This is a genomic window from Streptomyces sp. GL_141 (genome assembly GCF_057834385.1).
In genome coordinates, this window is sequence record NZ_CM174402.1 from 8,254,669 (window position 1) to 8,267,519 (window position 12,851).

General features: G+C 73.9%; 8 protein-coding genes. All 8 read right to left on the reverse strand.

Going from position 1 to position 12,851, the window contains the following annotated elements; translation table 11 throughout:
* Nucleotides 1-30: 30 nt before the first annotated feature.
* Nucleotides 31-1,302: a lipase family protein gene (locus AC3IX6_RS36690; protein WP_489367616.1), complete on the reverse strand. Its 1,272-nt coding sequence runs from the start codon at nucleotides 1,300-1,302 to the stop codon at nucleotides 31-33.
* A gap of 187 nt (nucleotides 1,303-1,489) precedes the next feature.
* Nucleotides 1,490-3,277, reverse strand: a complete 1,788-nt coding sequence (locus tag AC3IX6_RS36695) for a S8 family serine peptidase (protein ID WP_489367617.1) — start codon at nucleotides 3,275-3,277, stop codon at nucleotides 1,490-1,492.
* Between the two features lie 166 nt (nucleotides 3,278-3,443).
* A complete protein-coding gene (locus tag AC3IX6_RS36700) occupies nucleotides 3,444-6,230 on the reverse strand; it encodes an ATP-binding protein (RefSeq protein ID WP_489367618.1) in 2,787 nt (928 codons plus the stop codon).
* Nucleotides 6,231-6,328: 98 nt separating this feature from the next.
* Entirely contained in the window at nucleotides 6,329-7,804 is a 1,476-nt protein-coding gene (locus tag AC3IX6_RS36705; protein ID WP_489367620.1) for a type 1 periplasmic-binding domain-containing protein, read from the reverse strand.
* A 4-nt stretch (nucleotides 7,805-7,808) separates the two neighbouring features.
* A complete protein-coding gene (locus tag AC3IX6_RS36710; protein WP_489367622.1) occupies nucleotides 7,809-9,809 on the reverse strand; it encodes a hypothetical protein in 2,001 nt (666 codons plus the stop codon).
* 117 nt (nucleotides 9,810-9,926) lie between these two features.
* Nucleotides 9,927-10,457, reverse strand: a complete 531-nt coding sequence (locus AC3IX6_RS36715; RefSeq protein ID WP_489367623.1) for a DoxX family protein — start codon at nucleotides 10,455-10,457, stop codon at nucleotides 9,927-9,929.
* A 176-nt stretch (nucleotides 10,458-10,633) separates the two neighbouring features.
* A complete protein-coding gene (locus AC3IX6_RS36720) occupies nucleotides 10,634-11,005 on the reverse strand; it encodes a hypothetical protein (RefSeq protein ID WP_489367624.1) in 372 nt (123 codons plus the stop codon).
* A gap of 71 nt (nucleotides 11,006-11,076) precedes the next feature.
* The gene (locus AC3IX6_RS36725) at nucleotides 11,077-12,714 is read right to left on the reverse strand and encodes a phospholipase D family protein (RefSeq protein WP_489367625.1); all 1,638 of its coding nucleotides are present in this window, start codon (nucleotides 12,712-12,714) and stop codon (nucleotides 11,077-11,079) included.
* Between the last annotated feature and the right edge of the window lie 137 nt (nucleotides 12,715-12,851).

Sequence of the window (12,851 nt, forward strand, 5' to 3'; positions counted from 1 at the left end):
GTAAGTCACCCGTTTGCAGGACGAGTCCGCTCAGAAGAGGCAGCTTGCGGCCGTCGGAGTGCCGGTGCGTCGTGCGTCCATCCAGGCGATCGCGTCGTCCAGCGGGCCGTCGCCGATGGTGTGTCCTTGGTCGGCGTAGTACGTGAACTCCAAGTCCACGCCCTTGTCGCAGAGCTCCCGGGCCAGTGTCTGGTTGAGGTTGCTCAGCACGTCGTTCCCGCCCTGCGGCATCAGCACGGGGACCTTGATGGTGGCCTCGCCGGCGGCGCTGGCCTTCAGCGCGGCGTTGAGGGGTGCCAGATCGGCGCCGGGTCGCAGGATGTCCGAGGCGGGCGGCAGATCGGGGTCGGCGGCCATGCAGGGCTGTGTCCAGATGCGGTCCGCGGCGGCCAGGCCCGCGGGGGTGAGCAGCTCGGCGGGTTTGACCGCCGGGTCGGCCGCAGCCGCCCCGTTGACGAGCAGCAGCAGGATCCCGGTGTAGGCGGTGGCCGACGCGTCCTGCTGGGCGAACAGCGCGGGCATCCACTCGAACCCGACCGCCGGCGCGTTGGCGACCACGCCCTTGAGGTCGACCTCGGGGGCGTACGCGGCGGCGTGGTGCGCGCTCCACAGCGCGGCGTGCCCGCCCTGCGATCCTCCGTAGACGAGCGTGGTCGGGGTCGACCCCGGGTCGATCCCGCGGGCGGCGCGGACGATGTCGAGGGTGGCGTACGCGGCGGACGTGCCGTTCAGGTACGGGTGTCTGACCCCGGTCACGCCCAGGCCGATGTAGTCGGGCTGTACGACGACGAACCCGCGCGCGAGCAGCTTTCCGACCGGGCTCGCGTCCTGCAGCCCGGCGAAGGCCGGGATGCGGGACGGGGCGCACGCCGAGCCGATGCCCATGGTGCCGTGGTCCACGGCGGCGACGGGCCGCCCGCCGGCGGGTGCGGGCCCGTCGGGCACGGTCACCAGCCCGCTCGCGGCCACCGGCTTGCCGTCCGTCCCGGTGCTCAGGTACATCACCAGGAAGGTGTGCGACGGCAGCGTCAGCGCGGCCTCGGGCGGCGTGTAGGGGCGTTGGCGGATCACCGTGCCGGGCTTGCCCGGTGGCAGCGGGTTCGGCGGGTCGTAGAACGCGTCGCCCTCGGGTACCGGCGCGGACACGGTCGGCCCTTGCCTGCTCCGTCCCTCCGGCCCCCGGTCGTCACCGCCGCCGGTGCAGCCCGCCAGCGTCAGTGCCGCGGCGATCGAGGCGATCGCGGCTACGACGGCCCGGCGGGCCGGTCTGCCCGGGCGGTGACGGCTCTGTCCGTGCGACAAGGAGGAACTCCTCTGCGTACGCGGCTGCCGTGCGGCGCCGCCGGCCACGCGTGAAACGCTAGTCGAGTTCACTTCGAGCGTCTACGCTGCCCGGCCGACCGGCCGGCCCGACGACCCCCGCGCACGCACGGCGGCCCGGCCCTCCCTGGGAGGGGGAGGACCGGGCCGCCGTGCGAGCGGTGCGGGGTCAGGAGGCGAAGCAGAGGGACTGGCCGGTACCGAAGCCGTAGCAGTCGATGCGGCGCGAAGTGGTCGCCGTCAGACCGGAGTTGTCGGTCACCGTCAGCTCGGCGGTGTAGCTGCGCTGTCCGGCCGGGTAGCGGTGGGCCACGGCGGCGCCGGTGCCCGTGGCGGAGTCGCCGAACTTCCACTTGTACGAGGCGATCGAGCCGTCGGAGTCCTGGGAGGCCGAGGCGTCGAAGGAGCAGTCCTGGTACCAGCAGGACACGGAGAACGCGGCGGTCGGCGGGGTGCCCGTCGGGGGCTGCGTCGTCCCGGCGGTGACGGGCTTGGTGACGTTGGCGGTGCGCCCGGAGTCGTCGGTGACGGTCAGCTTGACCGAGTAGGTCCCGGCGGCGGCGTACTCGTGCGACGGCTTGACGCCCTCGCCCTTCGCACCGTCGCCGAACTCCCAGGCGTACGAGGCGATCGAGCCGTCCGGGTCCTTGGACGCCGAGGCGTCGAAGGCGCAGGAAGCGGCCGACGTGGAGCACTGGGCGGCGAAGTCCGCGACCGGCTCGCCGGGCTGGGTGGGAGCGCCGAGCTTGGTCACGTTCAGGAACTTGTCGGGGGAGTTCGTACCGGCCCCGGTCACCACGCCCGACTGCGCGTTGTTCACCAGCGCGTCGCGCACCTGCTGCGGGGTGGCGTCGGGGTGCGCCGAGAGGTAGAGCGCCGCCGCTCCCGCCGTGTGCGGCGTGGCCATCGAGGTACCGCTCATCGTCTGCGTGCCCCCGCCCATCTTGGTGGAGACGATGGAGCCGCCGGGGGCGAACAGGTCCAGGCAGGAACCGTAGTTGGAGAAGCTCGACCGGGCGTCGTTGCTGTCCGTGGAGCCGAGGGTGATGGCCGCGGGCAGTCGCGCCGGGCTGGTGTTGCACGCGTCCTTGCTGTCGTTGCCCGCCGCGACGGCCACCGGAACGCCCGCGTTGATGACCCCGGCCACGGCGTCGTCGAGCGCACGGTCAGCGCTGCCGCCCAGGGACATGTTGACGACGGCCGGCTTCTTCGCGTTCTTCGCGATCCAGTCCATCCCGGCCGCGATCTGCTCCGTGGAACCGGAACCCTGGCAGTCGAGCACGCGCACCCCGACCAGCTTGACGTTCTTCGCGACGCCGTACGCGCCGCCGCCCACGGTCCCCGCGACGTGCGTGCCGTGCCCGTGGCAGTCGGCGGAGTCCGCGTCGTTGTCGATGAAGTCGTAGCCCGAGGAGGCGCGGGAGCCGAAGTCCGCGTGCTGCCGGTACAGGCCGGTGTCCGCGATGTACGCGGTCACCCCGCTGCCGTCGTTCGGGTAGGCGTAGGAGCCGTCCTTCGCCCCGTCGACGCGGTCGATGCCCCAGGAAGGCGGGTTGGGCTGGGTCCCGGACACGCGGAAGACGGTGTCGGTCTGGACGTAGCGGACGCCCGGTGCGGCCGCGAGGCGACGGGCCTGCTCCGGGGTCGCCTTCACGGAGAACCCCTTGAGGGCGGCCGTGTACAGCTGACGGACCGCCCCTCCGTGGCGGTCCGTCAGCGTCTTCGCCTCCCCGGCGGTCTCGGCCGTGGCGGCGGCGCGCAGGGAGGGCGCCCCGTCGAGGACGACGAGGTACCGGCCGCTCACCGTGTCCGCCGCGCCCTCGCCGAGGACCCGGCCCTCCGCCGGTCCGGCATGGGCCTGGGTGGCGGCGCCGAACAGGCCGAGGACGGTCGCGGTGGCGGCACCGAGACATATGGCCCCGAGCCGGGTGCTTCTTGCCGCACGCTGTGCACGCATCCAACTGCTCCTACTGATCGGGTTCCTGGACGCCCCGGCGTGGGGGCCGGGGCACGGGGATCACCCTCGTGACACCCGGGGAGCACGGCAATCCGTATCCGGGTCCGTAGGAGTACCTATTCGCGGGGGGAGTACCTATGTGCCGCCGTCACCCGCACCCCGGCGGCTACGGAGTGCGTACCTCCGTGCGGCTGCTGACCTTCAGCTTCCGCAGCACCTTCGCCACGTGCTGCTCCACCGTGCGCGGCGAGAGGAACAGCAGCTCGGCGATCTCCCGGTTGGTCCGGCCCGAGGCCACCAGCCGGGCCACGTCCGCCTCCCGCGGGGACAGCCCCTCGCCGTACCCGGCCCGGCCGCGCCGGGGCGCCGACACGTGCCCGCTCCCGCGCAGCGCCCGCCGGCACCGGGCCGCCTCCCATGCCGCCCCGATGCGCTCGAACTCCGTAGTGAGGAGCGCCAGTTCGTCTGGATCCGGTACGCATTCCAGGGCCGCCTGCACGGCCTGGGCCGCGCTGTGCGGCCGGCGCAGCGCGGCGAACGCGGCCGCCGCCCGGCGGTAGTGCGCCGAGGCCTCCTGCGCCTGTCCGGCGGAGCGGGCCACGGCCGCCCGGCACAGCGGCAGCGCCGCCAGCGCCAGGGGATGGTCCCGCCCGGCGATGGCCTCGGCGTACTCGCCGGTCAGCCGCCCCGCGTCGGCGCACCGGCCGGCCCGGACGTACGCGTCCACGCCGGCCGCCGCGAGCTCGGCGGCCCAGCCCCAGAGCCCCTTGTGCCGGACGAGCGCGAGCCCCCGGTCGGCCTCGGCGCAGGCCTCGGCGGCCCGGCCCCGCGCGAGGTGGATGCGTACCGCCGCGGCGCCCGCGGCGGCCAGGACGGGCGAGGCCGCGTTCTCCGGATCGCCCAGGGCGGCCGCCGCGAGGTGCTCCCCGGCCTCCTCCCACTCCCCCTGCGCGGCGCCCAGCAGCCCCAGCACGAGGCGCGCCTCCGACTCGATCCCGGAAGCCCCCTGGGCCGCCTCCCACACCTGCCGGGCCCGCTCGCCGAGCCCCTCCCAGCGCCCCTGGCTCCACTCCAGGCGCAGCACGGTGGCGTCGATGATCCCGCGCAGGTACGGGGCTCCGCACGCGGCGGCCATCCGGTCGCCCTCCCGGCGGAACAGCTCGGCCTCCGGGTCCTTGCCCAGCCAGGCCGCGGCGTCCGCGAGGTTCCCGCACATCCGCGCGAGCTCCAGGCGCCCCGCCCGGTCCACCGCGCCGGCGGCGAGCAGCGCCTCCGCCTCGCCGCGGACCGCCCCCTCGCCGAGGGTCATCCGCAGCACGAGGTGATTGCCGCGCACCGCGAGCCGCAGCGCCTCGTCCCCGTGCGCGGCGGCGATCCGCTCGGCGCGGTCGATCCACTCCTGGTAGACCGGGTACGGTTCCCCGCCCCAGGTCGGCATGGCGAGCCCGGCCATGCCGCGGGCGGCGCGGGCCGGCCGTTCGTGGAGCTCGGCGACGGCGCGGGCGGTGTCCAGCCGGCCCTGGCGGTGGTCGCCGGCCTGGTTGTTCAGCAGCAGCCCCAGATTCAGCCGGATGTCCCCGCGCACCGCGTCGGGCAGCGCCGCGCCGTCGTCGACCACCCGGCGCAGCAGCCGTGCGGTGCGCCGGTGGGTGAGCCCGATCGTGGCCGCGCGGCTGAGCCGCAGGGCCAGCCGGGCGCAGTCCTCGGCGGGCAGCGCGGGGTCGTCGAGCAGCCCCTCGAGGAGTTCCACGGCGAGCGCGGTGTCCCCGATCTCCCGGGCGTGCTCGGCCGCGTCCTCCGCGTAGCGGCGCCACTCCCGCACGGCCCCGGCCTGCCGGGCATGGTAGGCGAGCCGGACGAGCGGAGGCGCGGGCAGCGCGGCCAGCGCGGTGACGGCCCGCAGGTGCAGGCGCCGCCGCTCGGGGCCCAACAGGGCCTCGTGGACGGCCTGCTGGGCCAGCCCGTGCCGAAATCCGTACCGGTCCGAGCCCCAGTCGTGGAGCACCCCGGCCCGCAGCGCTGCCCCCATCGCCTCGGCCCCGGCCTCCTCGCCGAGCCCCGCCACGGCGGTGACCAGGGCCTCCTGCGCCGGATCGCGCAGCACCGCGGCCGCGTGGACGACGGCCAGGGCGGGCGGGTTCAGGCCGGCGGTGCGGTCGGCCATCGCCTCCTGGAGCAGGGCGGGTACGGCCGTGGGGGCGCCCGGCCCGCGGACGAACTCCTCCAGTACGAAGGGAATCCCGGCGGTCCGCTCGTGCAACTCGGCCGCCAGCCGGGCCGATACGGGGCCACCGGTGAGCGCGGCGGCCAGGGTGCGCACCTCGCCCGCGTCGAGCGCCTCCAGCCGCATCAGGAGGGACTCGTGACCGGCCGTCCGCCGGTAGGCGCGCCCCAGCGGCAACCCGGGGGCGGGCAGGTCCTCCCGACGGTACGTCAGCACGACGGCGAGCCCCGGCGGCGGATCCTCGATCAGGAACCTGATCAGGTCGCGGGTGCCGTCGTCGGCCCAGTGCAGGTCCTCCACGACGAGCACGGCCGGACACACGGCGGCCAGCAACGCACCCACCGCCCGGAAGATCCGGTGCGTGGCGGCGGCCGGATCGTGCAGCGGCTCGCAGGGCGGGGGAAGCCGCTCCGCGAGCTCCGGCAAGTACGGACGCAGCGCCCCGCACACCGGGCTGAGCCCCGCCGGGACGGCGTGCGCGAGGGTGCGCAGCACGTCGAACAGCGGCCCGTACGGGAACGGCTCGCGCAGCGGCGGACAACTCCCGGACAGCACCCGCGCAGCGCGGTCCGGCCGCCGCGCGAGCACCTCGCGCACGAGCCGCGTCTTGCCGATCCCGGCCTCGCCCTCGATCAGCACCACGGCGGGCGGCCGGGCCAGCGCGGAACGCATCGCCCGAATCTCCGCATCCCGTCCGACCAGCACCGATGCGCCCATCCCCGCAGTCATGCGGGTGGAGTCTACGCAGCACCGCAGGCCCCCGGTAGGGGTTCCGGCCCTGCCGGGGCCGGGCGACGGCGCCCCACGTCACCGGGGCGCGTCGCGCGTCATTGCTCCTGTGGTGGTTTGCCCTCCGCCGCGGAGACTTCGACGAATTCCACCTGGCCCTTGGCGTTGAGACGCAGGACGGGGACGGCCTTGTTGCGCGGATTGCCGTTGTTCTGGAAGGAGATGAACCCGCTGGCCCCGGCCACCTGCTGGGTGCCGTCCATCTGGTGGAACATCCGGGCCACGGCGTCGCCGACGACCTGGCCCTGCCAGCGGGCGGCCATCTGGATGCCGTGGGCCGCCGCGAGGACCGCGTCGTGACCCATCAGGGCCCCGCCGTCCTCGCGGGTGTCGTGCGGGAACCACTGCTCCAGGATCCCGCCCGGCTGGAAGTTCTTCGCCGAGGGCGCGGACACCGCCTGCGGCGCCGCACGGTACATGTCGGGGTGGGCGAGGCCGGTGTAGAGCACCTCGATGCCCGTCTCGGCGGCGCGGGCGAGCTGTGCGGGGCTCAGGTTGGTCGTGTCGTCCCCGGTGAACACGGTGAACTGCTGGTCGGTGCAGCTGCGGTTGGCGAGCGCGTCGAGGAACCGGGTGAGGTGCAGGCCGCGGCCCGCGAAGTAGACGAGTTGCGGACGCTGCTGGCACAACTGACCCGGCATGTAGCGCAGTTCGTTCTGCCAGGCGCTACTGACGGAGGAATCGTAGGTCATGCGCTCGGCGACGAGCTTGTGCGTGCCGTCCTGGAACGCCTTGGTGAAGGCGCTGCCGAGGGTGGCGGAGTACAGGTCTCCCTCCGCCACGTCCTGGATGACGACGCCCGTGGTGACTCCGCGCCGCTTGAGGTACCCGGCTCCCGCGAACGCCTCGTCCTCGTTGGTGGGGGCGATCCGGACGAAGCCGTTGATGTCCTTGATGGTCGAGGCGGTCATGGTGGCGCCGACCATGGCGATCCCGTTGTCGGAGAGGCGCCGTATGGCGGCCAGGTTCTCGTCGGTGCTGGGGCCGAGGCCGGTCACCGCGACGAGCCGGTCCGGGGAGTCCTTGCGGGCGATCAGTTCGCCGACGGTGTGCTTCCACTGCGTGGACTTGCTGCCCGGGTTGGCTATCAGCAGCCGGATCTTGGGAGTGGCGGCCAAGTCGCCCTGGTTGTGCCGGTACTGGGCGAGGTAGGCGCCCTGCAGTTCGTGCCGGACGCCCTCGGCGGAGTTGCTGTCGGAGGCGGTGGTGGTGAAGGAGGTGAAGTAGGCGACGCTGACGTACGGTTCCTTGTCCGCGTTGGCGAGGACCCGGCGGTTCTCCGCCTCGATCTTCGCGCTGACGGCGTCGAGGTGCGGCGCGAAGACGTAGGAGCCGTCGCTCACGCCGACGCACTCGTCGCCCCGGCCCTGCTCGACGACCCCGTCGGCGCACTTGGCCTGGCGTTCCTGGAGCCAGCCCAGGCCCAGCCAGAGCGCCCCGACGAGGGTGACGGTCGCCGCGGTGGCCAGCGCGACGCGGCGTACCACGTGCAGGGGCCATTCGAGTCTGGGCACGCGCTCAGCCCTCCCAGCCCGCGGTCTGGGGATCGCGCCAATGCCGGTACCGTTCGGCCTCGTTGAACAGGGCCACGATGTCGTTCCTCCGCAGTTGGGACAGCTGGGTGTAGCCGTCGGCGATCAGGTTCCCCAGCCTCATGGCGGGGTCGGCGAGCGGATCGCTCCACACCCAGCGGGTGGTCACCAGGGTGTGGATCACGGACTCGGTGTCCATCACGCGCCCGGGCCGGCGCGGGACGATCCCGGAGAGGAGCTCCAGGGGCCCGCTGCGGGAGGGGAGCCGGTTCGGAGCGGTGGTGATCGCGTCGAACTCGGAGATCCACTGCGCGGCCGGTACGGCGGTGAAGCGCCGGGTCAGATGGGTGGTGACCTCCTCGGTCCGCCCACGGGCGAGCTGGTGGTACATCTCCTGCACCGGCTTGCCCTCCCCGCGGAAGTACTCCGCGAGGAGTTCGTGCGCGGCGTCCCACCCGTCGGGGCGCGCGGCCAGCCGCCACAGCAGCAGCCGGCGCAGCCACGGGTGGAGTACGGGAACCACGGCGACGGGTCCGGTCAGCAGCCAGCGGGCCCGGATCTCGCCGAACAGGGAGTCGTCGGGGCTGAGCAGCCGGGTGGCCACGGAGAAGTCCCGGGCGGCGGCGCATTCGGCCAGGGCCGCGCGCTGGGTCCCGTCGAAGTCGCGCAGGAGGTGGCCGAGGGCGGTGTCGGCGAGCGTGGCGGAGTCCTCCCCGGTGCGCAGCGGCCGGTCGGGCAGGGTGCGCAGCCAACGGTCCTGCTGGGGGCCGGAGTCGGGGAGCGATCCGGCCTGGCGCAGCACGTCGAGCACCTGGTGGACGGCGCGCGGCAGCCCGCCCGTGAGCCGGTGCACGAAGGGGGTGAGGCGGGTCAGCGGGGCCAGGTCGCTGTGCCCGCCCAACTGGAGCTCGATCCGGATCCGCACCTCGTCCAGATTGAGGTCGCGCAGCCGCAGCGGGTACCACCAGCTGTCCTCGCTGTCGCGGGGCGGCCGGTGGGCGTGCCAGTCGGCCAGGGAGGCACGGTCGGGACCGCGCAGCTGCCAGGGCCAGGAGTCCCCGGTAGCCGGACCCCAGCGGGGCAGCCAGCGGTTGGAGCTGGCGACGACGGTCAGCGGATCGCTGGCGTGCCCGGCGACGACGGTCTGGTCGTGCCGGGAGCGCAGTAACAGGTCGAGGAAGTGGCGGCCGTACTCGGTGTGGGCGTTGTCCAGGAGCAGCAGGTACGAGCGGGGCATGAAGTTGCGGGCGGTGTTGCGCCTGAGGTCTTCCAGGAAGGCCGAGAAGAGGACGAGGTCGAGCCGCTCCTGTTCGTTCTCGTCGCCCTCGTGGCGCCACAGGTTGAGCTCCACGAGGGCTTCCATCGGGTCCGCGCTGCGGGTCATGGGGTGGCGGCCGTACCAATGGGCCCCGGTCGTGAGCCGGCTGCCCAGTCTCCCGCCGAGCAGGCCGGGCACGGTGCGGCGGCCGCGCCGCAGGGCGTCCTGGAACAGGGCCAGCGCGGCGCTGGAGGCGCCCTCGGGCATGCCGACCGCACCCATGCCCACTTCGAAGAAGGCCGCCAGGTAGTCGCCGTGGCGGGCCTCGTTCTCCTCCTGGAACCGGTCCAGCTGGCGCTGCACCGCGCGCCGGCCCTCCGCGAGGTTGCGCATGCGCAGTTCCTGGTCGGAGGCGAGCAGGCCGAGGCTGAGCAGCGGGAAGTGGGAGCGTCCGTAGCGGGGCAGCTTCCGTTCGAGCTGGCGGGCCAGGAGTCCGAGGGCGTAGCGCGGCAGCAGCGACTGGGCCCCGCCGAAGTTGACGAAGGCGAAGGGGTAGTCGGGCCCGAAGCGCTCCATGAGCGCGCTGTGCGCTTCGCTGGCTCCGCTGCCGGCCGGCCCGAGGAGCATGGTCAGGGGCCGCTCGGCCGCCGGGTTCTCCTTCAGGCACGAGTCGACCAGCGACACGATGCCGCTGCGGCCCCGCAGGCCCATGCCCGTACCCGGCTCCATCACGTGTGCTCCCCCCCCAGGACGCGCTTCGAGGACTAGAGCCTGCCATCCGGAGCCGGAGTCAGACAGGGGTTTCCGCTCCTTGATTCCATTCCGGTCGGCGAGGGGAGGTCCGGATCAGTCCTCGTCGGCTCCGGCCGCGGAGTCCATCGCGGCGACGCGCCGGTTGACGACGACGGTGGCCGCGACCGCGCTGAGGGCGAACGCCACCGCGATGACGGCGGGACGGTCGAGCCGGTGCCGGCTGAGGTGGTCGAGGGAGATGCGCCCCGGCCCCGTAACGCCGAGGGAGGCGGCGACGGTGCCGAGCAATGCCGGGTACTCGAAGCCGCCTCCTTGGGCGAAGAAACCGGCGGGAGCGTGGACCGCGACGGCCCCTGCCATGGCGCCCGCCGCGGCGGCGCCCGCCGCGGGCGTGGCGAGACCCAGCGCGAGCAGGGCACCGCCACCCGCCTCGCCGAGCCCGGCGGCGAGGGCGCTGCGCCTGCCCGGAGCGAAGCCCATGTGTTCCATCGCCCGGGCCGTGCCCTCGAGGCCGCCACCGCCGAACCACCCGAAGAGCTTCTGCGTGCCGTGGGCCATCAGGACCCCGCCTGCCGCGAGGCGCAGGGAAAGCAGTCCGAGGTCCTTGCGGAGGGTGAAGTGCATGGAGTGGCCTTTCGACGGGAAGGGGGTCGGCGGAATGTGTTCCACACCTTCCGTTCCGCCACACCGCACCCGCGCCGAACGAGGGCGCCGCAGCCGACGGGGCGGGCCCCGCCGCCGCCCCCCGTCCGGCCGACGCCGCCCACGAGCAGGTCGTACACCGCGAGGTCATCGGCGGACTACTCCTGCTCCTCGATCCCGACGGCCTCCTCCAGTTCCCGTTGAGCCGTGCGCCCCGATTCCTCCCGCTCGTCCAGCAGGGCGTTCGCGATGGCGTCCAGCTTGCGCTGGATCGCATGCTCGGCCCGCCGTTCGGAGTTCTTGAGCAGGGCGAGCAGCAGCAGGGACACCGCGCCCATGGCGTCACCGGCGAGGTGCTGCCATTCCATCGGCAGGTGGAAGAGGTGCACGAGGACGAAGGTCGCCACCAGGAGGACGCACAGGAAGGAGAAGAGCGCCGAACTCGTGAAATTGGATGCGAGTTCCGCGAGCTTCTCGAAGGGGCCGAGCCGCCCCGGTCTGCCCTTTTCGGCCGGATGCTCCAACGTCATGCCCGGCGTCTGCCCACAGACGGCCGTCCGAACCGTCTCCAGGACCTGAGCGCGCGGCGGAACCCGGAGCGTCAGAATCCGCCCCGGAGCCGCATGCCGAGGGGGCGGCCGTCGGGGTCGACCAGGGCGTGGTGCAGCGGCGTAGCGAGCAGGCGCCGGACGGCCGGCAGCCGTGGAGCGACGTAGCGGCGCAAGCGGCCGGCAGGGCGCGGGCCACGGCGCCCGGCCGCGTGCCAGGCGTCCAGCGCCGCGGCGGCTTCGCCGAACCGGTCGAACGCGGTCGACGGATCGCACAGGGCTTCCGCCGGCGCTGCTGCCTCCCCGCGCGGCCCGCCCCCGCCCCCGGCACCGGCGTCGAGGTGCTCGCGCATCAGCTCCAGGCGCAGCTCCCGGGCGAACGGGCGGGCCCCGTCCCCGAGCCCGCCCGGGTCGCGCGGCCGTCTCGGATCGGCGGCCCGGTCGAGGACGGTGCAGCTCAGCTCGGAGTCGTGCGTCCACGAGCGCAGGTTGACGTTGTCGGACCCGACGGCGGCCCAGACGTCGTCGATCACGCACACCTTGGCATGTACGTAGACAGGGGTCCCCGCATGGTTCTCCAGCCCGTACACCGCGACCCGGTCTCCTCCGGCGCGGCGCAGTTCCTCCAGGGCGGTGATCCGTCCGATCAGGCTCATGGGCCCGGTGAGCAGGCCGTCCTGCTCCGGAACGGAGGGGATGACGGCGGCCAGCCGCAGCCGCGGATGCGTGCGCAGGGCCCTGGCGAAGCAGTCCACGACGCGCGGGGACCAGAGGTACTGGTCCTCCACGTAGATCAGGGTGCGGGCCCGCCGCAGCGCCTTGAGGTAACCCCGGGCGATGCTGCGCTCGCCGTCGGGGGCGAAGGGATAGCCGCGCAGCAGACGGTTCGGATAGGTGCGCAGCACTTGGACGGCGTGCCGGCCGCACGGCGGGGGATCGGGCTCCTGCGGCGGCAGTTCGTCCGCACGGGTGTCCTCCCGGGCCAGCAGTTCGCGCAGGCGCATCAGCGGACTGCGGCTGAGCGGCGCGGGATCCTCCCAGCGCTCGCGGAAGACGGCTTCGATGTCGCCGACGACCGGCCCCCGCAGGGCGAGCTGCACGTCGTGCCACGGCGGGTGCGGACCGTACCGGGGCGCCAGGGGCAGCGATTGGCGGTCGCCGCGGTGGTCGGCGTCGTCGTTGCGGTTGTGGCAGAGGTCGATGCCGCCGACGTACGCGACATCGTGCTCGGGGCGGCCGGGGTGCCGCAGCACCACCATCTTCTGGTGGTGCGAGCCGCCGGGCCGTACGCGCAGGTCGAGCAGGCACTCGCCGCCCGCCGCTTCGACGTCCTTACTGAGGGAGCGGTTCTCCTCCTCGCTGAACCGGAAGCCGTCCAGGTGGGAGCGCCACAGCAGCCCCTTGACGATGACACCGCGTTCGGCCGCCCCGCCCAGTACGGCCGCGACCTCCGTACCGGGTCCGCGGAGCCGCTCGTCGGGATCGCCGCGCCAGTCGGTGAACAGCAGCAGGTCGCCCGCGCGCATCTCCCGGATCCGCGCGAGGAGCTCGGCGAAGTAGGGGGCGCCGTGGACGAGCGGCCGGGCCTCGTTGCCCTCGGACCAGGCTGCCCCGTCCGCCCGGCGGTCCTCCAGCCGGGTGGCGGTGTTGCCGCGTTCTCCAGGCGCCAGGAGCCAGTCCGAAGCGGGCATGGTAGGCCTCCACTCACAGGGGTACCCGCTTCCCACCCTTCCACTCGGGACGGCGGGCCGCACCGCCCGCACCGCCCGGAAGGACCGGAGGGACCCAGAAGGCCCCGGAAGGAGACGTCGTGACCGGAAACGGAACT